The 24,865-nt window shown below is 62.2% G+C and carries 25 protein-coding genes and 1 tRNA gene; 10 read left to right on the top strand and 16 right to left on the bottom strand.

Annotation, left to right across the window (positions count from 1 at the left end):
- Positions 1–30: 30 nt before the first annotated feature.
- Positions 31–1,146: a fatty acid desaturase family protein gene (locus tag AC1D75_RS24800; protein ID WP_495517987.1), complete on the bottom strand. Its 1,116-nt coding sequence runs from the start codon at positions 1,144–1,146 to the stop codon at positions 31–33.
- Between the two features lie 70 nt (positions 1,147–1,216).
- Complete coding sequence (locus tag AC1D75_RS24795; RefSeq protein WP_495517986.1) at positions 1,217–2,299, bottom strand: ferredoxin reductase; 1,083 nt, start codon at positions 2,297–2,299, stop codon at positions 1,217–1,219.
- Positions 2,300–2,448: 149 nt separating this feature from the next.
- On the opposite strand from AC1D75_RS24795, the gene AC1D75_RS24790 reads away from it, so the two are divergent.
- Together AC1D75_RS24790 and AC1D75_RS24785 are read left to right on the top strand one after the other, a co-directional pair.
- Positions 2,449–3,165 (top strand): TetR family transcriptional regulator, encoded by a 717-nt coding sequence (locus AC1D75_RS24790; protein WP_495517985.1) that lies wholly within the window; start codon positions 2,449–2,451, stop codon positions 3,163–3,165.
- Between the two features lie 182 nt (positions 3,166–3,347).
- Positions 3,348–4,049 (top strand): SIMPL domain-containing protein, encoded by a 702-nt coding sequence (locus AC1D75_RS24785; RefSeq protein ID WP_495517984.1) that lies wholly within the window; start codon positions 3,348–3,350, stop codon positions 4,047–4,049.
- A 25-nt stretch (positions 4,050–4,074) separates the two neighbouring features.
- Here AC1D75_RS24785 and AC1D75_RS24780 read toward each other — a convergent pair whose 3' ends face one another.
- From AC1D75_RS24780 to AC1D75_RS24760, 5 genes are read right to left on the bottom strand one after another with little or no spacing between them, the layout of a single operon-like run.
- Complete coding sequence (locus AC1D75_RS24780; RefSeq protein WP_495517983.1) at positions 4,075–6,039, bottom strand: signal peptidase I; 1,965 nt, start codon at positions 6,037–6,039, stop codon at positions 4,075–4,077.
- The gene (locus tag AC1D75_RS24775; protein WP_495518408.1) at positions 6,036–6,650 is read right to left on the bottom strand and encodes a SipW-dependent-type signal peptide-containing protein; all 615 of its coding nucleotides are present in this window, start codon (positions 6,648–6,650) and stop codon (positions 6,036–6,038) included. Before AC1D75_RS24775 ends, AC1D75_RS24780 begins: the two co-directional genes overlap by 4 nt.
- Before the next feature lie 19 nt (positions 6,651–6,669).
- The gene (locus AC1D75_RS24770; protein WP_495517982.1) at positions 6,670–7,266 is read right to left on the bottom strand and encodes a signal peptidase I; all 597 of its coding nucleotides are present in this window, start codon (positions 7,264–7,266) and stop codon (positions 6,670–6,672) included.
- The gene (locus AC1D75_RS24765) at positions 7,263–7,805 is read right to left on the bottom strand and encodes a hypothetical protein (protein WP_495517981.1); all 543 of its coding nucleotides are present in this window, start codon (positions 7,803–7,805) and stop codon (positions 7,263–7,265) included. Before AC1D75_RS24765 ends, AC1D75_RS24770 begins: the two co-directional genes overlap by 4 nt.
- Positions 7,806–7,808: 3 nt before the next feature.
- Positions 7,809–8,381: an alternate-type signal peptide domain-containing protein gene (locus tag AC1D75_RS24760; RefSeq protein WP_495517980.1), complete on the bottom strand. Its 573-nt coding sequence runs from the start codon at positions 8,379–8,381 to the stop codon at positions 7,809–7,811.
- Between the two features lie 800 nt (positions 8,382–9,181).
- Between AC1D75_RS24760 and AC1D75_RS24755 the strand changes: the two genes are divergently transcribed.
- Entirely contained in the window at positions 9,182–10,864 is a 1,683-nt protein-coding gene (locus AC1D75_RS24755) for a DUF7800 domain-containing protein (protein WP_495517979.1), read from the top strand.
- Positions 10,865–11,028: 164 nt separating this feature from the next.
- On the opposite strand, the gene AC1D75_RS24750 is transcribed toward AC1D75_RS24755, so the two are convergent.
- The 7 genes from AC1D75_RS24750 to AC1D75_RS24720 all read right to left on the bottom strand — a co-directional run bounded on the left by AC1D75_RS24750 (position 11,029) and on the right by AC1D75_RS24720 (position 15,681).
- Positions 11,029–11,232, bottom strand: a complete 204-nt coding sequence (locus AC1D75_RS24750) for a cold-shock protein (protein WP_020108824.1) — start codon at positions 11,230–11,232, stop codon at positions 11,029–11,031.
- 385 nt (positions 11,233–11,617) lie between these two features.
- Complete coding sequence (locus AC1D75_RS24745; RefSeq protein ID WP_495518407.1) at positions 11,618–13,219, bottom strand: GMC oxidoreductase; 1,602 nt, start codon at positions 13,217–13,219, stop codon at positions 11,618–11,620.
- Positions 13,220–13,314: 95 nt separating this feature from the next.
- Positions 13,315–13,884: a TetR/AcrR family transcriptional regulator gene (locus AC1D75_RS24740; protein ID WP_495517978.1), complete on the bottom strand. Its 570-nt coding sequence runs from the start codon at positions 13,882–13,884 to the stop codon at positions 13,315–13,317.
- A gap of 137 nt (positions 13,885–14,021) precedes the next feature.
- Positions 14,022–14,444, bottom strand: a complete 423-nt coding sequence (locus tag AC1D75_RS24735; protein WP_495517977.1) for an organic hydroperoxide resistance protein — start codon at positions 14,442–14,444, stop codon at positions 14,022–14,024.
- Positions 14,445–14,470: 26 nt separating this feature from the next.
- Positions 14,471–14,917, bottom strand: a complete 447-nt coding sequence (locus AC1D75_RS24730; protein WP_495517976.1) for a MarR family winged helix-turn-helix transcriptional regulator — start codon at positions 14,915–14,917, stop codon at positions 14,471–14,473.
- 78 nt (positions 14,918–14,995) lie between these two features.
- The gene (locus AC1D75_RS24725; protein WP_495517975.1) at positions 14,996–15,508 is read right to left on the bottom strand and encodes a mycothiol transferase; all 513 of its coding nucleotides are present in this window, start codon (positions 15,506–15,508) and stop codon (positions 14,996–14,998) included.
- Between the two features lie 47 nt (positions 15,509–15,555).
- Positions 15,556–15,681 (bottom strand): hypothetical protein, encoded by a 126-nt coding sequence (locus AC1D75_RS24720; RefSeq protein ID WP_495517974.1) that lies wholly within the window; start codon positions 15,679–15,681, stop codon positions 15,556–15,558.
- A gap of 113 nt (positions 15,682–15,794) precedes the next feature.
- On the opposite strand from AC1D75_RS24720, the gene AC1D75_RS24715 reads away from it, so the two are divergent.
- The gene (locus tag AC1D75_RS24715; RefSeq protein WP_495517973.1) at positions 15,795–16,268 is read left to right on the top strand and encodes a hypothetical protein; all 474 of its coding nucleotides are present in this window, start codon (positions 15,795–15,797) and stop codon (positions 16,266–16,268) included.
- 23 nt (positions 16,269–16,291) lie between these two features.
- On the opposite strand, the gene AC1D75_RS24710 is transcribed toward AC1D75_RS24715, so the two are convergent.
- Together AC1D75_RS24710 and AC1D75_RS24705 are read right to left on the bottom strand one after the other, a co-directional pair.
- On the bottom strand, positions 16,292–17,389 hold the full coding sequence (locus AC1D75_RS24710; protein ID WP_495517972.1) for an esterase/lipase family protein: 1,098 nt from the start codon (positions 17,387–17,389) through the stop codon (positions 16,292–16,294).
- 138 nt (positions 17,390–17,527) lie between these two features.
- Positions 17,528–17,601: transfer RNA gene (locus AC1D75_RS24705), tRNA-Leu, on the bottom strand.
- A 153-nt stretch (positions 17,602–17,754) separates the two neighbouring features.
- On the opposite strand from AC1D75_RS24705, the gene AC1D75_RS24700 reads away from it, so the two are divergent.
- The 6 genes from AC1D75_RS24700 (at position 17,755) to AC1D75_RS24675 (ending at position 24,825) form a co-directional block, all read left to right on the top strand.
- Complete coding sequence (locus AC1D75_RS24700; protein ID WP_495517971.1) at positions 17,755–18,411, top strand: TetR/AcrR family transcriptional regulator; 657 nt, start codon at positions 17,755–17,757, stop codon at positions 18,409–18,411.
- A gap of 33 nt (positions 18,412–18,444) precedes the next feature.
- Positions 18,445–19,623, top strand: a complete 1,179-nt coding sequence (locus tag AC1D75_RS24695; protein WP_495517970.1) for an oxygenase MpaB family protein — start codon at positions 18,445–18,447, stop codon at positions 19,621–19,623.
- Between the two features lie 159 nt (positions 19,624–19,782).
- Positions 19,783–22,107, top strand: coding sequence for an MMPL family transporter (locus tag AC1D75_RS24690; protein WP_495517969.1), 2,325 nt, complete (start codon positions 19,783–19,785; stop codon positions 22,105–22,107).
- Positions 22,076–22,717, top strand: coding sequence for a TetR/AcrR family transcriptional regulator (locus tag AC1D75_RS24685; RefSeq protein ID WP_495517968.1), 642 nt, complete (start codon positions 22,076–22,078; stop codon positions 22,715–22,717). The genes AC1D75_RS24690 and AC1D75_RS24685 overlap by 32 nt, the downstream gene beginning before the upstream one ends.
- Positions 22,718–22,787: 70 nt before the next feature.
- The gene (locus AC1D75_RS24680) at positions 22,788–24,017 is read left to right on the top strand and encodes an MFS transporter (protein WP_495517967.1); all 1,230 of its coding nucleotides are present in this window, start codon (positions 22,788–22,790) and stop codon (positions 24,015–24,017) included.
- A gap of 46 nt (positions 24,018–24,063) precedes the next feature.
- Positions 24,064–24,825: an SDR family NAD(P)-dependent oxidoreductase gene (locus AC1D75_RS24675; protein ID WP_495517966.1), complete on the top strand. Its 762-nt coding sequence runs from the start codon at positions 24,064–24,066 to the stop codon at positions 24,823–24,825.
- The last annotated feature ends 40 nt before the right edge of the window (positions 24,826–24,865 follow it).

Raw genomic sequence — 24,865 nt, 5'->3', positions numbered from 1 at the left:
AATCGTCCCATTTCGTCAGAAGATTCGGCGTTAGGCAGCAACTTTGGACTCGACCTTAACACTGAACTGTGCATCATCGGCCAGCCACGAGTTGGGCAATGACAGCCGGGCGATCTTCCGCCAGGTCGATCCGATCTGATGGCTGAAACTGCCGGTGTTGTAAGGCAATCCGTAGCGCTCGCAGAGTTCGCGGACCTCGCCGGCGATCTGCGGGTAACGGTTGGCCGGGATGTCGGGGAAGATATGGTGCTCGATCTGGTGCGAGAGGTTGCCGCTCATGATGTGGAACAACGGCGTGCCGCTGATGTTGGCCGACCCGAGCATCTGACGCAGGTACCACTGGCCACGGGTTTCGTCTTTGGTCTCTTCCTGGCTGAAAGTCTGTACACCGGAAGGGAAGTGGCCGCAGAAGATGATGGAGAACGTCCACAGGTTGCGAGCCAGGTTGGCGCTCGCGTTACCCACCAGCGTGCTGACAAAAAACGGACCGGTGAGCGCGGGGTAGATGACGTAGTCCTTGACGACCTGTCGGCTGGCCTTGCGCCACATGCCCTTCACCAGACCCTTGACATCGGTCCACTTACGTTTGCCTGCCAGGATGTTCTCGGTCTCGAGGTCGTGCAGCATCACACCCCATTCGAACAGCACCATCAGTGCGCTCGCCCAGGCGAGGTTGCCCAGGTAGTAGGGGTTCCACTTCTGGTCGCGGTCCATGCGCAGGATGCCGTAGCCGATGTCGCGGTCCTGGCCCACGATGTTGGTGAAGGTGTGGTGCATGTAGTTGTGGCTGTGTCGCCACTGATCTGCCGGACAGACTGTGTCCCATTCGAACTCGCGTGAGTTCAGGCCGGGTTCACGCATCCAGTCGTACTGGCCGTGCATGACGTTGTGCCCGATCTCCATGTTGTCGAGGATCTTCGAGACACTCAATGCCCCGACGCCGGCAAGCCAGGCCGGTGGGATGAACGGGAAATACATCAGGGCGCGTCCGGCAACCTCAAGGGCGCGCTGCGTCTTGATGATGGAGTAGATGTACTCACGATCGGCGTCGCCGAGGTCGGCGACGACCCGGGCGCGCAGTGCGTCGAGTTCGTGGCCGAGTTCTTCGACCTTTTCGTGTGTCAGGACGAGTTCTGTGGTGGTCATGGTGACTCCTATAGAGGTGTCGGAAATGGGGATGTCAGGGCAGGCGGGGGGGGGGGCTTTCGCCGACGTGTCAGATGTCGATGACGCAGTCGCCGACCGGCTTGCTGATGCAGAGTTGGATGTGCTGATCGGATTCGGTGTCGGTGTCGCCGGTGAGGATGTTCTTGGTCAGCCCAGAGCGCTTGATCGCGCTGCACGAGAAACAAATGCCCATCCGGCAGCCGAATTCTGGTTGCAATCCGGCGCTCTCGGCCTGTTCGAGGATCGACGCGCCGTTGTTGGGTGCGTTCTTGCCACTGGCGGCGAAGCTGATCTGCCCATGTGCAGGGGCATCGTCATCGTCGGCCGGTGTGGTGAGCACAAATTGCTCGATGTGCAGATTGTCGATCGCACCGATGTCCGTCAGGTGGTCACGCACGCTGTAGTGGAGCGCGGACGGGCCACAGAGAAAGACCGGCGTATCCACTGCATGGGCGCTGGGCAGGTGCTCGGGGCGAAAGTGCTCCGCCAACGACCTGTCGCCGGTTGGGCGGGTGAAATGCGTGTCGATGTTCCACTCGGGGTGATCGGCGGCGATTGCGCCGAGCTCACGAGCGTACGGGTGATCGTCGGCGCTGCGCGCATAGTGGATGAAGTCGACGCGACCACGATAGTTCTCGGCTACAAGTGTTCTCAACATTGAGAGCACAGGTGTAACACCGCTGCCGCCGCTGATGAAGATCATCCGGTCGGGTCGCGCGGCGGGCAGCGTGAAGGTCCCGGCCGCAGGCGAGAGTCCCAGGACCTGTCCGGGTGCGGCGTGGTCGCGCAGGTGCCGGGAGACGACTCCGTCGTCGTGCGCGGTCACTGTCAGCTCGATGTGGTCCCGCGTGGTGGCACTGTTGGCCGGCGAGTAACAGCGCGTATGCCGAACACCGTTGACTACAGTGCTGACCTGGATGAATTGACCGGCTTCGAATCCGGTCCACTGGCGGGTCGGACGCAGTTGCAGCGTCACCGACCGTGGGGAGCGGTGTTGCACGTCGACGATCTCGGCGCGCATCTCGTTCCAGGTGATGCGGGGATCGATCAGCTCCAGGTAGCGATCGACCGCGTGGGGGGTGAGGGCAGCTTCGAGTACTGGGCCGAGGAATCTGGAAATGGTTCTCGACATGGTCGAGTCCTTTCGTTCAGTGCACGACTGTTCACTAGCAGTGTCGCATCATCGGCCCCCTTGTCGTCAAGGGTTCTTTGTGTAACGGCCGGCACATTTTGAATGCGGGGTTGCGGAAATCGCTGGTGTACAGACGTACACTCAGCTGCGTGTCGCGGATTTCGAAACATCACAGCTCGAGCACCCACAGTGGTTCTCGGCGTGATTCTGCGTCGTCTGAGCGTGTTGCCGAGGTGTCGCGGACCCGGGCCGAGCAGAAAAGCCGGACCCGCCAGGCGCTACTCGACGAGACACTCGAATTGGTCGGTGAACGCAGCTTCTCGTCGATCAGTCTGCGCGAGGTGACCAAGCGGGCCGGGATCGTACCGACAGCCTTCTACCGGCACTTCGCCTCGATGGAAGAGGTGGGTGTCACCCTGGTCGAGGATGCGATGCGGACCCTGCGTCGCATGTTGCGCGATGGGCGACGCGATCTCGCTGCCCGCACGGCGATGCCCACTGCAAAGGACTCTCTGGCCGTGGTGGTCCGGCAGGCCCGCGCCAACGAATCGCAGTTCCGGTTTCTCGTACGAGAGCAATACGGCGGCAGCACCGAGGTCCGTCGCGCCATCGACACCGAGCTCAAGCTGCTCTCCCGGGAGCTGGCCATCGATCTGTCCCGGATTCCCGAGTTGGCACACTGGCCCGCGGATGATCTCGAGGTGGCCGGCGATCTGATCGTCACCGTGATGCTCCACGCGGTCGCCGAATTGGTCGAGCTGGATCCGCGGAACACCCGTGAAGAAGAAGAGTTGATCCGGCGGACCGAGAAGCAGATCGTCATCACATTCCTGGGAATGGCTGCGTGGCGTCCATCTGAGCACTGACAACTGCGCCGCGGTCACGCGGTGAAACGTCGCACTGCATGAGCGGTGGTCGTGGGATCTGTTGTCAGCATTGTCGGTGACGGCGCTGCGATCCTCGATACAGTCCTGACGTGGAGAACAGAGAACCTTCGAAAAATGCCCGCGCACAAGCGCTGAACGCACCGAAACCCCGCAGGACTGCCATGGCAGTTGCCGGCTCCGCGGTGCTGATGCTCGCATTGGTCGCATGCGGCGACGACAATCCGTCGGATCCGGGGAACCAGCGATCGGTGACGGTGGTCGGCAGCGGTGAGGTCAAGGGTGCGCCGGACACGCTGCGGGTCGACATCGGGGTCGAGACGACCGGCGACGACGTGTCCACTGCGATCAATGCCGCCAACGCGCAGATCACCGCAGTGACCGATGCGGTGGTGAATGCCGGTGTGCCCCGCGAAGATGTGCAGACCCAGCAGGTCACTGTCTCTCCCGACTACACGAGTCCGGCTCCAGGGGGTTCGAGCCAGATCTCGGGTTACCGGGCGACCAACTCGATCCGGGTGGACATCCGCGATCTCGCCAAGGGGTCGGACGTGCTCAAGGTCGCCGCCGAGGCCGGGGGTAACGACGTCCGGATCAGCAATGTGTCGTTTGTCATCGACGACGATTCCGCGTTGGTGGACAACGCCAGGGAAGAAGCCTTCAACGACGCACGGAGTCGCGCTGAGCAATACGCGAATCTGTCAGGTGATGATCTCGGCGCCGTGCTGACGATCGACGAGACGACATCAGGGCAGGCGGCTCCGGTATCTGAACAACGGAGCGCGATGCTGGACAGTTCGGTTCCGCTCGAACCAGGTCAGCAGACGGTCGGTTTCAGCGTGACCGTGAAATGGCAACTGAAATAAGCCAGAACTGACGTGTGGTGGCGAACTAACCTTCGGCGGGGACCTCTTCGCTTGCTGATGGCGGCTGCTCCGCCGGCGGCGGAATTGGACCGTCGGAGGTCGGTGTCTCGAGAACCGTTGTTACATACGGAGATTTCACCCATCTCCCAGACGTGCGAGCGAGGGTCCAGGCTCCGGACGAGTCTGTAACCTTCAACTCGTCTGAACCGTCGACCCATTCGGCAACGGTGTTGTTTGATGCCGGTGTGCGATATTCCTCCACATCCGACGCGTCGCGGATGATGACGACCGGTCCCGTGGCTGCCTGCACCAGTTGGGCTGAATAGTCTCCCGAGGCTGAGCGCGTGGCCGGCGAAAGTGGTTGTTCCACAGGGATATCAGGAGTGGGCGTCGTTGTGATGGGCGGCGCGGTCGTACTCGTGTCGCTGGGCGGAGTGTTCGACGGCACCGGTTCGGTGTCCGTCGTTGACGGTGTGGTCGTTGACGGTGTGGTCGTTGGCGCGGGCGTTGTCGTCGGGGTGGTAGACGAAGTGGTGCTGGGTGGAACTCGCGCTGCGGATGGCCCGGCACCAGCGCAGACGACGCCGTTCGAGAAATCGGCTGTGAGGTTATACGACGCGTACCCGGTAGAGAAGTTTCCGCTCACTGTCCGCGTACGAATCTCCGCTCGTGCGGTGGTGCCGGTGAGGCCGCTCAGGTTCGCGTAGAGAATCGTGACGGACGGGGCGGCGACGATGGCCGAGTAGACTACGTTGCCAGTCAACGGATCACGAATGCTGACCTGGTAGGTGCTTCCTGGGATCGCGGCCCAGGCGATGGTGGCTGATTTCACGTTGTTCGCGCAGCTGATAGATGATGGCGGCGCGATGTATCCGCCCGTTTGATCTGCCTGATACGGAGCAACCACGGCGCATCTCATGTTCTCGCGAGCCAAGGTGGTCGGGTCTCTGGTGACCCGGTAGCCCCGCCAATCTGGTGAGACAGCCCCGCCCGGAAGCATCGTGTGGATCTCAGCGTCGTATGAGGTCGTGGAAAGGCTCGAGGGAAAGCCGAAGGCGTTCAGGGTCGCGGAGAGCGTTGTACCGGCGGCGACCGTGTTCGCCGGCGTGATATCCCATGTTCGCCAGATGGCGCCGCTGATCGACTCGCGGAGTATGACGCGGTACTGGTAGGGCGGGCCGATGTGTCGCCAGCTGATGGTGGGCGTACTCCGGGGATATCCTGGTAAATCGTCCTGGCAGGTCACATAATTCAAACCGCTCACGATGCTGTCGATACGTGGCACAAACTGACTTTTCGCGGTGAACGAACCTGTTGTGCCGCTGGCCGAATTGGAGTATGCGGCCATGGTGCCTTGAAAGTGTCCGGCACCGATCACTATGACCGTTGCCAGTCCGAGGGCTACTAGGCAGACCCCGCCCGCCGTGCGACCGGAGGTCGCTGATCCGGAGACTTCGGTGGTATCGGATGACGGGCGCCGACCGTTGGGGAATACGACGAGCCACAGCAGGCCAAGTGCGACACCTCCACCGAGGATTTTTGCAGCAGGAGTATCGAGCCATGCTGCGAGGTAACCGAGACCGTCGACATGGAAGACGATGCGTTCCGCCGAATCGACCACGTAACTCTCGGCATCGGGCACACCGTTCGCGTCACCCCGAAGTGTCATCGAGACGGCTCCGTCCGCGGACGAGTCAACTGATGCGACGCGGTGTGTGATGCGAATGCCCTGTTGATTTTCAACGCTGACGACATCGCCGACCTTGATGTCTGCTGCCGGCACATTCTGTGCGAATGCCAGTGCACCGGTGGAGATGGTGGGCTCCATTGAGCCCGAACGAAACACCAGGGGAGTGATACCGAAGAAGATCGCCGCGAGCATCGCGATCAAACAGAACAGGCCGGCTAGGGCGGAGACGGTCAGCGCGATCTCACGGATAAGGCGCTTGTGCCGTGGTCGCTCGGGGACAGGAACTACGAGTTCACTCATGTCGACGTCGCACTGAAGTTCAGCGTGATGCTCGCTACCGCCTGGGCCTGCACTGTGATGGGAGCTTCTTGAGCCAGCGCAACGATGATGCATAGAGCTTGCGTGCTGGTGCTTGGAGTACCACCGACTCCTGCGCTCAGAGGTCGGGGTTGGGTCACCACCGGGGTTGAGCTACCTGCATGCAGTAGCGAAGTGCCCAACACGGTACCGCTGCAAGTCCCGTTCCTCAGACCACCTGAGGTTCCATTCGTGGGGGTTCCCGTGCTGTGGACAGTCATTCGTAGATAGTTGCCGAGGACGGGACTCCCGGACGGTGTACTGGCGGCCATCGTGTACGTGATCGGGAGCGTCGACAACGTATTCTGCACTGTCAACGTCACCGCCTGGCTTTCTCCGGGCAACATGCCCGCCATGCTGGACCCTGGTGAACCAGCGAATGGGTGCTGCTTCACGCCATTGACACGTAGATCGACAACACCTGTCTTGAACTCGCCCGACGTTGCAGTCGCGGAGTTGCTCCACAGGGCGAGGGTGCCCACGGCGCCGAAGCCAAAAATCATGCAAAGGGCAAGTAGCGCACGTATTCTCACTCCGAGCGGGCCGCTGATCATCTCTTTGAGTGCTGCTCGATCAATGCGAATCGGCATGGCTTGCATCCTCTGTCACCGACTTCTCGCGTCGGGCCCTTCGCCCGTCTTGCACGGCGCTGATCATCAGGACTGCCGCGTATGTGAACAGTCCGACCACGAGCACCCCGATGGTCCACGCACGTTGCTGACCCGTGAGCCAGTTGTTCACGTACCCCAGGTAGGGGATGCTGTACCACACCTTGCCCTTGATCTGTTCCTCAACTACGGGCTTCTCGTCCGGAATGTCGTTGGCGTCACCCTGTGTGGTGAAAGTTCGTTCACCGCGGGCGCTCAGGGTTGTGCCAACTATTCTGTGGGTCACCACCGCGGACTTACCACTTTTCAACTGGTAGGTGACGGGAGTGCCGATGCGGAGTTCGTCGATGTCAACTGGTTTGACGATTATCAAAGTCCCTGGCGGATATGTCGGCCGCATCGATCCTGTCAACACCGTGAATCTCTCGGCACCGGCCACGAACGGAATCAGAATGGTGATCGTCAAGACCGCGAGCATCGCGAAAAGCAGGCACCAGCTCACGATGCTGCGGAACCACCACAGTGCGCCCGTCCGATCGTCTGTGGAAATGGTGCTTGTCATGCTGTTTGGTCCGTCCGGAAGCCGAGAATAACGGTGCTGCTTTTATTTTGTGGAGCCGCTTGCCCGACGGAGGCTCGAAGACACCACACCTCGGAGTTGCCGGTATCCAATGAACGAGCCGGAGTGGGGGCTGGAAAACTTGTCCAGGGACCGCCGACAACGTTGTTCGGGTCACCCGACACCGGGCAGCTACCCGCATTGCTGACAATCCACGCGGTAAAAGCCAGCGGTACATCCGTTGAACTCGTTGCCAGGGACTGCAGTCGGTATACCGTTTTCATCGGGCGATTCGTATCGCCCGCGACAGTGATCGTCAATGGTTTTTGCACAACCGACCCGGGTGAGAGGTTCTGCCCACCGAAATCTGCCCAAAGGTAGTTGTTCACTCCACCGGCGAGAATTTTCAACTCGCCTGATCGGATGGTGGCACTGGGCGTGGAATCCTGATCACGCCACAATGCTCCGGTCTGTTGCGTGGACAACAGCGTCAGCACAAGCACGGCTACAGAAACCAGTGCCCACCACCGATATTTCCTCACGAACTAGGGTGCTGGGTTGGGGAGCTGGTCGAGCTTGAGCTTGGTGTTGGCCAGATTGACCGTCTGGTTCTGCGCGATTGTCCCGGACGTGGCTGGATCGAACTCGATGGCCACCTCGACAACGATGTCTACGGACCCACTGGTCTGGGGGGCGATCTCTACTGCCGTTCCCGTGGGCAGGTCGACTCCGTCCAGTTCTACAGTCACCTCCGGCGTGCCGAGAGCAGCCACCAGTTCAGCGTTCCCGGTTGCGGCTCCGATGGTTGCCGTGAGCTCTGCGGCCAAGTTGTTGCCGGTGGCAGTCAGGGTTGTGGTGCACGTGTAGGAGACTTTGTCGCCGGGGACGATCAGGAATGCTTCGATATCCGTGATCGGGACCGGCAATGCTGGAGAAGGCTTCGTTATATCGGTCCATGCGCCGCCGTCCGCGCAATCGCCAAGCGAGAGTTGACCGGAGTTGATGTCGCTGTCGAGGACATCGCTCTCGTCGCCCCAAAAAGCTAAACTGCCGGCGCCGCCGAGCAACAGGATCGCGCCTGCGCCGGCTGCCATTGCTGCTTTGGTCTGCTTGTTCATCTTGACTCATTCCGCTGGTTTGTTTCGAACTCAGAACTAGTATCTCGCGTTACCAGTTGATCGTTACAGAATCAAACTTTTTGTGATGTAACCATGTATCGGATGGAATGACTGCCATTTAAAGGTCCTGGTGATAGCTGAAAAGCGTTGTCCGCGAGGTGGTTGACTCCACGAGATAGTTCGCATTGCTTTCTATCTGTGCGGGACAGTATGGACCTCGCACAGATATTAGATGTCTTTGATTCCTTCGATAACTGGCAAATTAATCTGGATGTTCCTGCGATTTTGACTCAACGTCATTCAGGATAAGTGGGTCGAGATCGCGCTATTCAATGTTCTAAGCGTGCCTAACAATGCACGGGATAATGTACCGCGACAATGCGCCGGGCGCCCGGGGGCGGATCGGATGGAGACGTCGACCCTGCCGTGGGAGGTGATACCGCCCCTGGCGTCGCGTAGTCGTCGTCGCGCCGCCCCGGTCGCGGCTGTCTGTTGTGTCATGCTCGGTCAATCCCGTTGTTGCAAAAAGCTTTTCGGATCCACACTGCGCATCGTCCTCGGGTTGGCGGCAGTGAGCACTCAACCGGTCCTCTGCGGGGCGATTGTCGGGGCCGAGCGTTGGTGGGTATCAATCTGCCGGCCGCGAGTCGCATCGGTCAGGGGGAGTGTTCCTGCGTGGTCCCCCGGGCCGCCATCGACGCGCCGTGAAGGCAGGGCCCGAACAGGCTGCCGATTGGCGCAAAGCCGACTGTGACCAGGAAATGGTGCGGAACCGGTGGATCGATGAAACCGTATGAGGGATGAGCACAACAACGCCGACGCTCGTTCTCGGTCCGATCCTCCGTTACGTCGACACCACGAGAGCCACGGTCTGGGTGGAAACCGAGGACGAGTGCAACGCCGAGGTCCGGACGTCAACCGGCCAGATCGGCGCCGAGAACACATGGTCCGTGCACGGACATCACTTTGCGATCGTGCAGTTGGTCGGTCTTCCCTCCGGCAGCGTCATCGACTACACGGTGACGCTGACGCCGTCGGGCAATCCGGGTTCGGAAGCGACTCCGGTGATCTGTGCCGAAGGACAGCTGCGGACGGCGGCACACGACGACGCACTGACTGTCGCGTTCGGTTCCTGTCGTCGAGGCGATACCTACGACGACGATCGGCTCAAGGCGATCGGTGCCGACGGACTCGCCGGGTTGGCGGCACAGGTGAAAGACCAGGACGCCGAGCTGTGGCCGCAATTGCTGCTGTTGCTCGGAGACCAGGTGTATGCCGATGATCCTTCGCCCGAGATCAAGGCACTGCTCCGTGAGCGCCGCGAAGCACAGAACGATCCAGAACTGGGTGACGAGGTCTTCGAAGAGATCTGCGACTTCGAGGAGTACACGTGGCTCTACCGCGAATCCTGGGGAGCGCCGCAGGTGACCGGGTTGATGGCCACCATTCCGAGCTGCATGATCCTTGATGACCACGACCTGCGCGACGACTGGAACTCGTCGTCGGACTGGCGGGCGGAGATGGAGCAGAAACCTTGGTGGCACCGACGGGTGGTGGGGGCGTTCTCCTCGTACTGGGTCTACCAGCATCTGGGTAACCTCTCGCCGAATGAACTGGCGAAGGACGAACTCTACCTCGCGGTTCGGTCGGCAGGCAGTGCAGAGGAACGAGAAAAGCTCCTGTCGGACTTTGCACTTCGCGCCGACAGTGATCCGGCGTCGGCCCGCTGGAGTTACGTCCGGGATCTGGGCAACACCCGGATCATCATGATCGACTCGAGGTGCTCACGGGACCTCACACCGGACGGGCGAGCAATGCTCGACGAGCTCGAATGGAAATGGCTCTGTGAGCAGGCATTGACCACCGACGCCCGGCATATCGTGTTCGGTACGTCGCTGCCGTATCTGATGCTGCCTGCGCTTCACCAGCTCGAACAGTGGAATGAAGCTGTCGCACAAGGTGCCTGGGGTCGCCGGTGGGCCAAGGTAGGGGAGAAGTTGCGCCTGGCCCTCGATCTCGAGCATTGGGCTGCGTTCGGCAATTCCTTCGAGCAGATGGTGACCCTCGTCGGGGAGCTGGTGAGCCGCCCGCAACCGCCTGCGAGCATTCTATGGCTGTCCGGCGACGTGCACTGTTCTTACGTCGCACAGGCGGAACTGACCGACACCCCGCCGAACAACACAATGCTGTACCAGCTGACGATGTCGCCGTTCCGCAACCCGCTCGACCTGCCGATTCGGGTGGTGAATCGGCTTGCGATCCGGCGGCCCGTGGTCAAATTCATGCACTTCCTCGCACGCCGGGCGGGCCTCGGTGATCATGCGATCACCTGGCAGGTCGACGCCGGACCGTGGTTCGACAACGGGGTGATGGTGCTGAGGCTGAAGGGCGAGACCGCGTCGGTGCTCATCGAGCACGCGAAGACGGGCCCAGGCGGTTCGCAGGATCTCGTGCAGACACACGAGATGGTCCTCACGCACTGACTGGTCTGACCACGACATGTGGTCGGGGTGGTGAACAGGTGTGGTCAGCAAAGACGGTTGACCACCGTTGATCGGTAGTGTCACTACCGAAAGGACTGGACGCAAAAAAGTGGGCGACCCGCGATTTCTCGCTGGTCAACCCACTTTTTTGAAGTCTGACGATCTTAGATCGCGGTCACTCCGGTAGCCTGGGGGCCTTTGGCGCCCTGGCCGATTTCGAACTCGACTCGCTGGTTCTCCTCGAGGGTGCGGAAGCCGCCGCCCTGGATCTCGGAGTAATGAACGAAGACGTCATCTGAACCGCCGTCGGGGGCGATGAAGCCGAAGCCTTTTTCGCCGTTGAACCATTTCACAGTTCCCTGTGCCATATTAAAGTACTTCTCTCTTTTTTCCTGCAGAACGCATTAACACGTCCCTGGTACATAGTGTTGCACGGATTCGCCGAAACCGATAGTGCTGGGAGCAAGTTGGGTGTGTCGGTTTTTCTGTGAGCCTTTGACCTGCGGTTATGTCGCGGCGCGCCGTGCGTTGAGACTGGCACGAATGTGCAGATCTGCTGGAACGGGGCAACGCGAGTTGGTCCGCCGACGCCGAATCGGGCCCTTCCGGGTCGATTGCGCCCCTGTGGTGGCCGCCCCGGGTATCTGCCCGTGGCGGCCGGCGTCGCTGATGCGTAAACGGCATTTCTGTTACACAGCAACGGATTTGGGCTACTGGTTGAGCGTTGCCGGTCCGCCGGGGCTGGCGGACCCCTCAGATGATGGTTCCGACGTCCTCGCGGACGAGGTGGTCCATCGCGCGTTCGGCGACTGCGGCGATGGTCATCGACGGGTTGCACGCTGCGGAGTTGCCCGGCATCAGCGCGCCGTCGAGGACATAGAGACCCTTCTGTCCCTGGACGCGTCCCTGGAGGTCGCAGACCGAACCCATGCTCGCGCCACCGAGTGGATGCCAGGTGGACGGGAACGTCAGATTCGTGTCGGTGGTCAGGGTCGAGGATCCGGCGATCTTCTGGACAGCGGGACCGATGTGGCCCTTCTGGATGTCGGAGTCGCCGTCGATGGGCCAGTGCAGCGTCGCGTTGTCGGTCGCCGAGTCGTAGGCGAAACGGCCGCGGTCGGCGCTGACCCCGAATCCGACCATCATCGTGCTGCGGGCGTCGACACCCAGGCTCGGGATGGACGCCTGGATGATCGTGAACGCAGACTTCGGGTCGTTCCAATTGCGACTGCCGTAGACCACGGGACCGCCCTGTGGCGTGCCGAACCCGGTCGCCGGGTTGGTCCACAGGTAGATGCGGTCGGCGTTGGTGCCCCAGTTGCCGCCGAGTCCGTCGGGCATGTCTCCGATGGCACCCTTGCCGGCCGCCCGCATCAGCAGGTTCGTGGTGTTCATGCTGCCCGCCGCCATCACCAGCGCGTTGGTGGTGAGAATTTTGTTCTCCAGGACGGTGCCGCTGGTGTCGGTGCGCTCGACGTGGACCCGCCAGCGGCCGTCGTCCGTCCGTTCGACATCGGTGACCTCGTGCAGGGTGTGGACGGTGGCGAGGCCGGTCGCCTCGGCGGCGGCGATGTAGGTGACGTCGACCGAGTGTTTGCCGCCGTTGTTGACGCCGAGGGCGCCGTCGCCGTTCGTATACGAGGGCTTCATCTTGCCTCGCAGCTCGTCGAGTGCGTAGTTCCAGTCGATGGGCATCGGGATCTTCGACACCGGTAGACCCACGCGTTTGGCGCTCTCGGCAAACATTCTGGGGGCTTGGTAATTGGGGGTTGCGATCAGTTCGTCGGGTGCGACCTGGAGCTTGAGCATCTGCGCCACTCGCGGGTAGTGCACCCGGTTCATGGTCTTCCAGTCGAGTGCTTCCGGGAAGTTGGCATTGAAGACGGACTCGTCCGGTTGCAACGTCATCCCTTGGTAGACAAGGGATCCGCCGCCGACCCCGGCCGCGCACAGGGCGGTCATGTTCTGGCCGATGATCGCTTCGATCAGTCCGGTGTACGGCTCGAAGACGGCAGGCCTGCCAAACAGCTGCGGGGCGCCCTTGTGCCAGAGAATCCGCTTGTCCGGGGCTGTGGCGAGGGGAAATGTATTGGAGTTCGGCCCGGTTGCCCACCGGCGGCCACGCTCGAGGATGGTCACCGGCACGCCGGCTTCGGTCAAACGCAGCGCGGCCACACCACCACCGAAGCCGGAGCCGATCACGATGACCCGGTGGTCCTCGCGAGTGACTGGTGTCCGTGCGGCAGGTGTACGCGCGATCGGTGTCGACTTTGCGTGTGCCACTGTTGAACTCGCCGCGGCCACTCCGACTGCTGCTGCTCCGGCCAAAAATGCACGGCGCTTTATTTCAGACAACATTGCCCCCCGGTTTGCTGTTCATCGTCGACCGAAGAAACGCCGCGGACGCGGGTTGGTCGCCCGGTAAAGTTAGACAGTGCCACCCAAAAGTGTCAAGAGATGTTGGGCGATTCGATCCAGGACTGCATCGCTGGAGCCAGCCAGCGGGTCAGGAAGTTTCGTAGATCCTCGTCCTCGGCGACATCTTCATCTTCGAAGAGCACTGTCGACAGACCCAACCGCAGACCCATCGCGACGATATCGTCGATATGGTCTTTGACCTCGGCATATCGTTCCGTGAGCGGCGCGAGCAATTCCTGGGCAATCGGTTTTGCGCGGGAGATCATGTCGGTGTCGAAGATCGGGTTGCCGACTTCCGCATGGAGCAGGGCCGCGAGTGCCGGGTGGCTTCTGACCGTTGCCCGACCGGCGACGATGAGTTCGACGATGTAGCCCACCGGTGTCTCCACGGCCTCCAGGTGGCTGCGGATGTCGCCGAGAATCTCTATGGTCAGCCCCGAGATGGCCTGAGAGACGAGGTCTTCTCGAGTGCCGAAGATCGAGTAGACGGTTTGGCGGGAAACGCCGGCGGCGGTGGCCACAGCGGCGATGTTGACCCCGTCGAAACCCTCGGTGGCGATCAGGCCGAGTGTGGCGTCCAGGATCTTGTTCCGCGATCTCATCCCGGCATTATCAACCACATGGGCGGTGCCGCGGCACGGTTGGCGCTGCGAAACGGCGGAGTAGTGACGGAAAAACGGCAGCTGGCGGGCCATTTGACCCGCCGACTGCCGTCGTCTGTTCGGTTGAGTGAGTCCGCTCAGTCGTCGGTCACCACGAGCTTGACGTCGATGTTCCCGCGGGTGGCGTTGGAGTAGGGGCAGACCTGGTGCGCTTTGTCGGCCAGTGCGGTTGCGGTGTTGTGATCGAGGTTCGGGAGCGCCACTTCCAACTCGACGGCCAGGCCGAAGCCGCCGTTGTCGAGACTTCCGATCGAGACACGAGCGCCCACGGTGGAGTCTGTGACGTCAGCCTTTTCCTGCCCGGCGACCAAGCGTAGTGCCGAATGGAAGCAGGCTGCGTACCCGGCCGCGAAGAGCTGCTCCGGGTTGGTTCCGATGCCGTTGCCGCCCATCTCTTTTGGAATCGAAAGATCGACATCGACCTTGCCGTCGGTGGTGCGGGCGTGACCGTTTCGGCCGTCACCGGTGGCGAGTGCTTCTGCGGTGTAGAGAGCTTTCATGGTGTTGCCTTTCGAAAAGTGGCTGTTCACGAACCGGCCGGATTGCCGGAATCGCGTAGTGCGACGGTGAGCCGCTGGATAGTTTCGCGCAGCTCTGTGACCTGGTCCAAGTCCAAACCCGTTGCAGCAAAGAGCTGTTCGGGCACACACTGGGCTTTCGATTCGAGTGCACGACCGGCGTCGGTGAGCGTGACCTCGACCGACCGCTCGTCGGTCGGGGAGCGGTCACGCCGGACGTAACCGGTTGCCTCCAGCCTCTTCAGCAGCGGTGAGAGGGTGCCCGAATCCAGTTGTAGCCGTTGCCCAAGTCGGCGGACCGTGATCGACTTCTCCTCCCACAACACCAGCAGAACCAGGTATTGCGGGTATGTCAGCCCGATCTCGTCGAGCATCGGGCGATACGCGGCGGTGGTCGCCCGCGATGCCGAATACAGGGCGAAGCAGAGTTGGCTGTCCAAACGAAGTGCGGTCACATGTCTGAACCTAGTGCACAATTCAGTTGTGCACAACCATTCTTGGCGAGTTCTCAGACTCCCAACGTTCGGATTGGATCAGGACGCTGTGCGGGCGAAGACGCCGGCGATGAATGCGGCTTGGCCGACGTGCTGGAGATCGTCGGCAATGACGCTGACCAGGCGGACGCCAAGGGTGACGGGCGGATCCCAGTTCCGGTCGACCACGGTGTCGAGGTCTTCTGACCTCAGGTTTTCGACGAATGCGGCGGTTCTTTCCTGGACGGCGTCGTGATACCCGAGCAGGAGGCCGATGGTGGGCTGAACCTGCTCGACGTCGTCGCTCGACTGTCCATAGCCGATGGCCCCGACATCGAAGGGCAGCGCGAACCGGCCGTACCAGTCCTGCGCTGTCCAGATCTGCTCGGAGTTCGCGACTCCCGCGACATGGTCGTCCTGGACGCGGGTCAGGTGCCAGATCAGCCATGCGATCGTGTTGGCGTCGGGGTCGAGCCGGTAGGTGAGCGCGGCCTCGGGAAGGTCGGAGAGCGTTGCGTGAACCTCCTCGGAAATCCGGCTGAATGCGTCGCGGATCAGTTCGGCCTCGTTCATGATCAAGTCCTTTCGCTGTCGGGGGACACGCGATCCTGTCTACCTCTCTACTCCGGCACGGCGACATCGGCGGGCGATCGGGCGACTTCGATGGCAGGCGCGGGCTGCCCGGTCGGCTGCCGGCGCTTGACCGCCTGCGTCGAGTTGAAGGGCTGGGGTGGACGCGGGATCATCTGTGTACCAAAGGATTTGGGTTCTGTATTGAGCTCGTGCTGCGCGTCGGTGGCGCGCGGCGTAGGGTTCGACCCACATCGCGGCCCAGTGGTACCTGCCTCAGGAGTCTCACATGTCACGACGCGCCTGGTTCTCTGGATTCTTTGCTGCAGCGTTCTTGGCGCTGCTGACACCTTTTGTGGCGGCAGGTCCGGCCGGCGCGATCACGGCTCCGCCGTCGCGGTTCACGGTGCTGCCGTTTCCCAGCCCGGGCTGCCCTCAGGGCCATGCTCTGGCGGGTCCGACGAGCACCGATGACAGCCTGGTGGTGGTGCTCATCGAGCCGATCGGTGCGAAGCCGATATACGCCCAGAACACGCTGACCGTGGCGTGGCTGAATCTTGCGACGTGGCAGAGCGGAACGTTCAAGATGGCGAACTGGGATGCTCAGGCGCCCATCTACGGCTATCCGGGCCACCCGGCCTGGACTGGTGGCGTCCTTCACGTCGGTGCCGGAAAGGTGCTGGTGACGGTCAGCGGAACCGCCTCGAATACCGTGCAGACCTGCCATTACCTGTTCGGGACGACCACACTCACCTATGCGTGAGAGCTGGTCGTCGCTCGAGCCGTCTAGCCGAAGAGCCAGGCGTTCGGTTCGCACACGATCGCTACCGGGCGTCCGTCATCGTTTGTTCCGCCGACGGCCCGCGCAGTGATCGACGCTGCACGCGGCGAATAGCTCATCGAGAGATGATCGGATGTGTCGACCTCGCAACCGTCTTGCAGGGTGACGTTGTTGACGGTCGCTCCCGGGCCAGAGGTGAGGAATGTCGAGTCATACGGCGTGGTGACCTCGTCATACCTCGTGCCGATCACCGTGTACTTGACGCCGGGGACGGTGTCGCCGTCGGCATTGAGGGTTTTGAGGAACTCCGAGTCATAGACCTGCTGGATCCCGGCTACCCCGACCACAAGCGCAACCGGGCCGAGGATGTCGATCCCGAGGTTGTTGATGGTCCGGCCCAATGTGCCGATACCCAGCAGGCTGGTCCCGTGGTTGGTGGCACCGAGTGTGACGAGGCTGTCGACTTTGTCCGCGCCACCGTTGAACTTGAGGTACTGCCGCGCCATCAGGCCGCCTTGTGAATGGCCGACGATGTTGACCTTTGTCGCGCCGGTCGAGGCGAGAACGCGATCGACGAATGTGGCCAGTTGACCGGCCGACTGCGCGATATCGCCATTGCCGTTGGCGCCGGGAACGACGTTTCCGAGTCCGCCGCCGTCCTGAATCGGCAACGTGCCGTAGTTCAACGCGTACACACACAGGCCGGCCGCCTTCAGGGCCGGCGACATGAAAGCCCAATTGTCATAGGCGTTTTCCCAGGTGCCGTGGACGAGAACGACGGGTTCTTGACCGTCCTGCGGTATGCAACCCCAGTCATTCGCGCCGGGAGGTGCCACGTCCGGATTGAACAGTCCGTATGCGAACGCCGGCAAGAAAGAGCTACTTTCCGGACCGTTGCCAACCGGTGTCGACGACGTGCTGGTGCCGTTGAGGATGACGTCGCTCGCGGGTTGCTTGAGACCGGACTCGATGACCTCGGCAAGGTCCTCGGTGGTTGCCGCCGCTGCCGTACCGGGGCCACAGATTCCGATGGTCAGGGCCGCCGCAAGGGCAGTTGCGACCATTCCGATCTTGGTGGCCCGTGAACTCGATGAAGTCTTCATGCTCGTTCCCCCGACTGGCCGTTGACAGTGTTGTGGGTCAGGTAAGAGGTTAGGACGAAATCTCGAATGCTCAACAGAAAACTCCAATTTCGGCCGGGGGTTGCGGTGCGTCGTGCAGGACGAAATTACCTGGATAGGTGCCCCCAGTGGGATTCGAACCCACACTTGACGGATTTTAAGTCCGTTGCCTCTGCCAGTTGGGCTATAGGGGCGTGCTGTGAAGCCTGATCAGAATCTCATGGACGGTCGGGACTCGTGTGACAAGGGTTCCCGGTGCAGGCCAGTCCCGGATAGTGCTGCAACATCTGTTGAGAGGTCGATGCCGAGACATAGGGACTTTGTACCCTGGTGGCAATATGCCACCCATGTCTGAATCATCCGCGCGACGCAGCCGCGGGCGACCACCGGGACCCGGTGTCGACCTCGACTCGCGTCGTGAAGAACTGCTCGACGCCGCCGAGTTGGAGATCGCGGGGCATCGCTCGGAGTTCGGGCTGGCGGGTGTGGCAAAGCGTGCGGGATTGACCCGATCGGCGGTGTATGCGGCATTCACCGATCGTGATGACCTGTTGACCGCGCTCACTCGCCGTCATGCGGCTCGGCTCACCGCCGACATGGCTGCGGTTCTCAACGAGGTCAAGGATCCGCGAGTGCAGACCCGGGCGACGGTCGACGTGCTCGCGCGTTGGATGGAGGACAACCCGGAGCTGTCTGCCGTACTCGCCCCGAGGATGCAGGCCGGCGTCGGTGATTCGCAGGTCACCGGATTCCTGGAGCATGTCCTCGACATCGGTTTCACTCAGATCGACGGGAACCGCCGAGCGGCCGCCCCGTGGGCACGCGCTGTCATCGGCGCCATCTGGACGGCGGTGCAGTGGTGGAGTGAAACGCGCACGATGGATCGCACCGAACTCGTCGATCACGTGACCGACCTGATCTGGGAGGGTTTCTCCGGCGTCGGTGGCGCAGCGGTCTCGCTGCCCGACGTACATGCCCCGAAACGTGACCAAGCGAGTTCTTGACGACCCGCACGTACAAAGATCACGATGTTCTTTATGAGGGCATCAGAGATCACCGGTGCGGCCAACTGGGATTCTGTCCGGTCTCGCCACCCCGAACTGGTCGACCAACTCGACAACGGCCTGCGCGAAGGAGATCCACTCGCGCAGGCGGTCATCGGTGAGATGCACGAGCTGACCGACTACGGCTGGGCGGACATCCAGGCGATCCTCGACGATTCCGTCGCCCGGCGGAACGATGCCCCACCCCACTTGCGTGCACTGCTCGACGCGGCTTCCGAGCTCCCGCCGTGGTTCGACCCGGCACTCGCGCACGCCGGTGCGCGCGCGTGGTGGAAATTTGGAACCCTGCAGTCGAGCACCCTCTACCAGTCCCTGATCTACGGCTATCAGGCTCCCGGCTTTGTTCGGCCACTGGTCGCCACCGGGCAGCTGGCCGAGAACACCTACGACCGGGTGCTCAGCACCGGCCGATGGGTCGCACTGGCGACGGCGCCCGGGCAGATGGTCCCTGGCAACGAAGGCTGGTCGAAGACGTTGCGCATCCGTCTGATCCACGCGATGGTGCGAGACCGGATCGCATCGTCGGGGGAGTGGGATGAGATCAGTTGGGGTGTGCCGATCAATCAGACGTATACCGCGTTGACGATCGGTGCGGGCTTTCTCGCGTTGCCGATGACGATCGCAGGTGACTTCGGTATCCAGTACTCGGCCGCCGAACACGAGGCGATAACGCACCTGTGGCGGTGGATCGGGCACGTCATCGGCGTGGACGAGGCGCTGTTGCCCACGAATTTTGCTGCAGCCCAAGATATGTTTGCGGTCGGTGCCGAGTTTGATCTCGAACCCGACGAATGGTCGAAGACCTTGACCCGGGCGTTGTTGCGCGAGGGATATCGCCTCGATCTCCCGTTTGTCCCTGGAATGGTCACCGCGATGATGACCGTGATGCTGCGGCCCATGTTGTCGATGTCGTTCTCATCCATCTCGACTCGGTGGGTGGAACAACCCGTGGCAGGCAAGATGGGCCTGCGTCGAACGCCGCTACATCATCTTGTCGAACTCGTCCGTCCTGCCGTCCGCCTACGCGAAGTCTTTCGGGTGATCGGATTCCTTGGCGACGAAGAGCGGGTGGTGAATCGCGAGATGCGCACTGTCATGCGAGGTCTGGGCATGAGCGCCGACGAGATTCGGTTGGTCGAGTCGGCGGCTTGAGTCGGCCGCTGTGATCGCGGACCTGGGTCGTCGTGATGGGTCTGCAGCCCGTCCGGGAATCCGCCCACATGGTTTGCAAGGCTAGAAACCATTGACCTCCCTAAAATAGGGCTGTTAACTTAACGACGATCACTTGAGAATCCCCGGAAGGATGTCCCGGTGTTGTCGTCACTCGCTCGCGGCGTTATTGCCGCACCAAAACGTGTCCTGGGTGGCGCGCTGCTCATCTTGATCGTCTGCGGGGTCCTCGGATCGTCCGTTGCCGGGGAACTCGCGGCCGGTGGATTTCAGGATCCGAGTTCAGAATCCGCCAATGCGATTTCGATACTGGACGACGAGTTCGGTCGCGGCGGACTGCAGGTGGTGGTGCGGCTGCATGACGCTGACACCACGAACATCGCGGACAGTGACGACGCGAGGGCAGCAGCCGATGCGATCATCGCCGACCTGGAGGAGATGGAATTCGTTCAGCGCCCGATCATTTCGGCCTGGACGAACCCGGAGGCGGCCACGGCACTGATTTCGGCCGACCGGACGTCGGGACTCATCGTCAGCACGGTGTCGGGTGGCGATCGCGATGCTGCGGCCAATGGTCAGAAAATCGACGACCGATTCACCGGCACCGCGTTCGCCGATCAGTTCCCGGGTATCGACGTACTCGTCGGTGGACAGGCGCTCGTGTACTCGCAGGTCAACGAACAGACCAGCCGCGACCTGTTCATTGCTGAAGCCGTGGCGATCCCCATCAGCTTCGTCCTGCTCATCTGGGTGTTCGGCGGACTGGTTGCGGCGGTATTGCCTTTGGCCATCGGCATTTTCGCGATCATCGGAACGACCGCGGTACTCCGCGGGTTCACGTTGTTCGCCGATGTGTCGGTCTTTGCCCTCAACCTCACCACGGCGCTGGGGCTGGCGTTGGCCATCGACTACACACTGCTGATCATCAATCGGTATCGCGAAGAAGTACATGCCGGCCGCGACCGCGATGAGGCGTTGGCGATCACGGTGAAGACTGCCGGGCGTACCGTGCTGTTCTCTGCGGTGACAGTTGCCTTGTCGTTGGCTGCGATGGGCATCTTCCCGATGTATTTCTTGCGATCGTTCGCCTATGCGGGGCTGGCGGTTGTCGCTCTTGCGGCCGCGGCGGCACTCATCGTGGCACCGGCGCTGATTGCGTTGCTTGGCGACCGAATCGACTCTCTCGACGTGCGTAAACCCATCCGTCGAATGCTCCGCAGGCCCGAACCCAGGGTTCTCGAACCCGAGGAATCGATGTGGTATCGCAGCACGCGATTCGTGCTGCGCCATGCGATTCCGGTGGGGTTGGCGGTGGTCGCGTTGCTGCTGGTCCTGGGTGCACCGTTCCTCGGTATCAAGTTCGGGTACCCCGACGATCGGGTGCTGCCGTCCTCGGCATCGTCCCGGATACTGGGCGATGAACTCCGAAACGAGTACTCGCAGAATGCTTCTGCGGCGGTGAACATCGTCATCCCGGACGCGGTGCAGATGGGTGATGACGAAGTGGCCGGCTATGGTCAAGAGCTCTCCCGGGTTTCTGATGTCACCGCGGTGCTCACCCCGGTCGGCACGTTTGTCGACGGCCAACGTGCGGGTCCCGGAAGCGCGGATATGGCGGCAGGCGACGATGCGTTTGTCACCGTGTCCTCGACCGTCGATCCGTTCTCGACCCAGGGATCCGATCAGCTCGACGCCCTGCGAGCGGTGCCGACGCCCGAGGGGATAGACCCGCTGTTCAGTGGTCTGGCCCAGTCGAATCGTGACAACGTCGACAGCATTATCGATCACCTACCAGCGGTGTTCGCCGTCATCGGCGTCACCACGTTTGTGCTGCTGTTCATGCTGACCGGATCATTGCTTCTCCCGCTGAAGGCATTGGTGCTCAACGTGTTCTCGCTGACCGCCACCTTCGGCGCCATGGTCTGGATCTTCCAGGAGGGCAATCTGGGCGGGCTGGGAAGCACCACTACCGGAACCCTGATCGCCAACATGCCGGTGCTGATGTTCTGCATCGCCTTCGGGTTGTCGATGGACTACGAGGTCTTCCTGCTGTCGCGGATACGGGAGGAATGGCTCAAGTCGGGCAAAACCCGGGCCGACAGCGATCGTGCGGTTGCCCTCGGTATCGCCCGTACCGGCCGGGTGGTGACGGCCGCTGCATTGCTGATGGCTGTGGTCTTCGCCGGCATCGCGTTCTCACAGGTGTCGTTCATGCGGATGTTCGGCGTGGGGCTGGCCTTGGCGGTGCTGATGGATGCCACGTTGATCCGGATGTTCTTGGTTCCTGCCTTCATGAAGGTCGCGGGTCGGGCAAACTGGTGGGCGCCGGCACCCCTACGTAAGTTCCATGACCGCTTCGGTCTGAGTGAGGAAGGTGGACATGACAACCGAGCGACTTCGGAGGCAGAGGTCTCCGCGCGGCTCGGGGGAACAGTTGCGAGCGGAGATCCTCGCAGCGGCAACTGATTTGCTGTTGGAGACCGGTGACGAATCGGCGGTATCCATCAGGGCGGTGTCCAACCGGGTGGGGGTTTCACCGCCGTCGATCTACATCCACTTCGCAGACAAAGACGCGTTGATCAGCGAGGTCGTGGCGCACTACTTCACCAGGCTCGACGAGGTCATGCGCCTGGCCGGTGCCCGATACGAGGACAGCTGGCAGGCGGCGCACGCGCAGGGGCTGGCGTATGTGCGCTTTGCGGTGGAGAACGCCGAGCTCTACCGGGTCGCGACGATGAAGCAGTGTCCTGAGGGAACCGATACGGACACCGTGCTGGGGGACTCGGCATTTGTGCACTTTGCCGAGACCATCGAGCGGTTGATGGACGAAGGGATCATCGACAAAGGGGACCCGACACCGGTGGTGCTCGAATTCTGGACCGCCGCACACGGTGTCGCCGCGCTGATGATCGCCAAGCCGTATCTTTTCGTCGACGACAACTACGACTTGGCCGAGCGGGTACTGACGGCGGTGTCCCTCGGACGCGTCACCAAAGACCTGATCGGTGCCGACGTCGGACCGGAGGCGATCCGAGCGTTCGTTGCCGAACAGCGCGCGACGAGGGCCGGCGAATGACAACCACATCCTCCCGCCGGGAGGCGGTGTCTGCCGAGGACGCGGTCGGCACAGCAGGTGGCTGGGCCCCATGACCGTGCGCGCCGTCCAGATGCTCCGACCGTGGTTTCTCGGTTATGCGCTGGTCGGCGTCGTCGTGAGCGGCATCGTCCCCATTCTGCTTCCGCTCAGTGCCGACCCCCACGGGCCTTTTGCGGTCGGACTCGTTGTCGCGGCGTTCTATCTGGGAATGCTGACCGCCCCGATCTCCGGATCCCTCGCCGACCGGACGAACACCGAGCGCGTGGTCTTCCTCGCCAGCTTCCCGCTGATGGCGATCAGCGCCATCACCTTCGGTCTCGTCGACAACGTCGCGGTGTGGTCCGTGTGCATGCTGGTCGCCGGGGCTGCCGCCGGCGCTGCGCAGACCATGGCAAGCGTGTTCATCGTCGAAGGTCGTCCGAAATCGGAGTGGGACGATCGAATCGGTTGGATGCGTTTGGCTTTCGGCGCGGGTCAAGTACTCGGACTCGGGGTCGCCACCTGGTTCACCCATCGCATCGACATCGGCTGGATCGTGACCGGTGCAGTCGTGTTGGCCGGTACCGCGCTCGGTGCGCTGCGCCTGCCGCATATCGCGCCGCACCCGCCCGATGCCGCTGCCGCTGCAACCGATGGTGCCCGGAAGAAAGGAAAAGCAGCCGAAGTCGCAGCGGTTCTCAGAAGCCGATTCGGGATCTTCCTCGGGTGCTGGCTCTTCGCCATGATCGGTCTGATGACCTTCTACAACGTCGTCCCGTTGGTGCTGCGCGATGCCTTCGGGATCGAACCGTCCACAACGTCAGCGGTGTTCATGGCCGGCTCGGCGATCGGGGCGGTTCTCTATCCGGTGTCCGGAAAGTTCGCCGATTGGTGGGGGCCGGGGATGGTCTTGGCCATCGGAATCGCGGTCACCCTCACCGTATTCGTCGTCATGTCGGTCGCGGCCCTGACCAAGCCCTCGTTCGGGGCGATCGTTGGCGGCGTGGGCCTGGCGGTCATCGCCAGCGCTTACCCGCTCCAGTACATCGGCGCGACCCTCCTCGCCGCGAATCTGACGATCGAGAGCGAGGGATCGGCAATGGGTTTGTTCAACGCCGGTGTCGCGGCAGGCGCGATCGTCGGCGCGTTGATTCCATCGGTCTTGGCAAACGCGCTCGGATACGACTCCCTGTTGGTGTTCTCGACGGGAGCATTGGTGGTGGCAGTTGCCCTCGGGCTCCTCCTGTACCGACGGTCGGAACCGAGAGGCCGATCGCGGTCGACCCTTGTTGCCGAATGACGATCAAACCCGGGTGAACGTGTTCTAGTTTCGCTAGTGTCGCGGCATGGGAGTTCTGGACGGCAAAGTGGCACTGATCACCGGCGGCGGCAAGGGCGTGGGGCTGGGTATCGCCTCCGCGCTGAGCAAGGAAGGCGCCGACATCTTCATCTGCGGGCGGCATCGGCGACCTCTGGCAGAGGCGGCCGAGAAACTCGCAGGCAACGGTGTGCGCGCGGAGTACCTGGTCGGGAACGTCAGCGAAGCGGCCGACTGCGCCGCGATCGTCCAGGCCTGTGCCGATCGGCTCGGCGGTGTCGACATCCTGGTCAACAACGCCAACGACGCGATGCCGATCCCATTGCTCGATGTGACAGATGAGGACTTCACCCGCTTCTTTCAGACCGGCCCGCTGGCCGTGCTGCGCCTGATGAAGGCTTGCCATCCGCTGATGACGGCGCGGGGCGGGGGATCGGTGATCAATCTCGTCACCTCGGCGGCCGTGCGGTGGGACATGGCGACGTACGGCCCGTATGCCGCCGTGAAAGAAGCGACGCGGTCGCTGACCCGAGCGGCCGGATGTGAATGGGGTAAAGACAACATCCGCGTGAATGCGATTGCGCCCCATGCAATGACCCCGTCGCTGCAGTGGTGGACAGAAACATATCCCGAAGAGGCCGACGCGTTTGTGAAGAGCATTCCGCTGGGACGGATCGGCGATGCCGAGGCAGACATCGGTCGGATCGCGGTGTTCCTCGCCAGTCAAGACGCGCGTTACCTCAGCGGGGTCACGATCCCGGCCGACGGTGGTCACAGTCGTTGGGGCTGATGCCTGATCATTTCCCGCTCTGCCGGACACGGACTCGTTT

The sequence above is a fragment of the Williamsia sp. Y712 genome, from assembly GCF_059445525.1.
This window is presented reverse-complemented; position numbering and strand designations above follow the sequence as displayed.

Coding starts and splice junctions, on each gene's coding strand:
- AC1D75_RS24795 (WP_495517986.1), bottom strand. CDS start 2,299: ATGTCGAGAACCATTTCCAGATTCCTCGGCCCAGTACTCGAAGCTGCC.
- AC1D75_RS24695 (WP_495517970.1), top strand. CDS start 18,445: ATGAGGGCATCAGAGATCACCGGTGCGGCCAACTGGGATTCTGTCCGG.
- AC1D75_RS24785 (WP_495517984.1), top strand. CDS start 3,348: ATGGCAGTTGCCGGCTCCGCGGTGCTGATGCTCGCATTGGTCGCATGC.
- AC1D75_RS24710 (WP_495517972.1), bottom strand. CDS start 17,389: ATGAAGACTTCATCGAGTTCACGGGCCACCAAGATCGGAATGGTCGCA.
- AC1D75_RS24675 (WP_495517966.1), top strand. CDS start 24,064: ATGGGAGTTCTGGACGGCAAAGTGGCACTGATCACCGGCGGCGGCAAG.
- AC1D75_RS24720 (WP_495517974.1), bottom strand. CDS start 15,681: ATGATCCCGCGTCCACCCCAGCCCTTCAACTCGACGCAGGCGGTCAAG.
- AC1D75_RS24725 (WP_495517975.1), bottom strand. CDS start 15,508: ATGAACGAGGCCGAACTGATCCGCGACGCATTCAGCCGGATTTCCGAG.
- AC1D75_RS24715 (WP_495517973.1), top strand. CDS start 15,795: ATGTCACGACGCGCCTGGTTCTCTGGATTCTTTGCTGCAGCGTTCTTG.
- AC1D75_RS24700 (WP_495517971.1), top strand. CDS start 17,755: ATGTCTGAATCATCCGCGCGACGCAGCCGCGGGCGACCACCGGGACCC.
- AC1D75_RS24755 (WP_495517979.1), top strand. CDS start 9,182: ATGAGCACAACAACGCCGACGCTCGTTCTCGGTCCGATCCTCCGTTAC.
- AC1D75_RS24735 (WP_495517977.1), bottom strand. CDS start 14,444: ATGAAAGCTCTCTACACCGCAGAAGCACTCGCCACCGGTGACGGCCGA.
- AC1D75_RS24780 (WP_495517983.1), bottom strand. CDS start 6,039: ATGAGTGAACTCGTAGTTCCTGTCCCCGAGCGACCACGGCACAAGCGC.
- AC1D75_RS24760 (WP_495517980.1), bottom strand. CDS start 8,381: ATGAACAAGCAGACCAAAGCAGCAATGGCAGCCGGCGCAGGCGCGATC.
- AC1D75_RS24775 (WP_495518408.1), bottom strand. CDS start 6,650: ATGATCAGCGGCCCGCTCGGAGTGAGAATACGTGCGCTACTTGCCCTT.
- AC1D75_RS24740 (WP_495517978.1), bottom strand. CDS start 13,884: ATGAGATCGCGGAACAAGATCCTGGACGCCACACTCGGCCTGATCGCC.
- AC1D75_RS24800 (WP_495517987.1), bottom strand. CDS start 1,146: ATGACCACCACAGAACTCGTCCTGACACACGAAAAGGTCGAAGAACTC.
- AC1D75_RS24750 (WP_020108824.1), bottom strand. CDS start 11,232: ATGGCACAGGGAACTGTGAAATGGTTCAACGGCGAAAAAGGCTTCGGC.
- AC1D75_RS24680 (WP_495517967.1), top strand. CDS start 22,788: ATGACCGTGCGCGCCGTCCAGATGCTCCGACCGTGGTTTCTCGGTTAT.
- AC1D75_RS24770 (WP_495517982.1), bottom strand. CDS start 7,266: ATGACAAGCACCATTTCCACAGACGATCGGACGGGCGCACTGTGGTGG.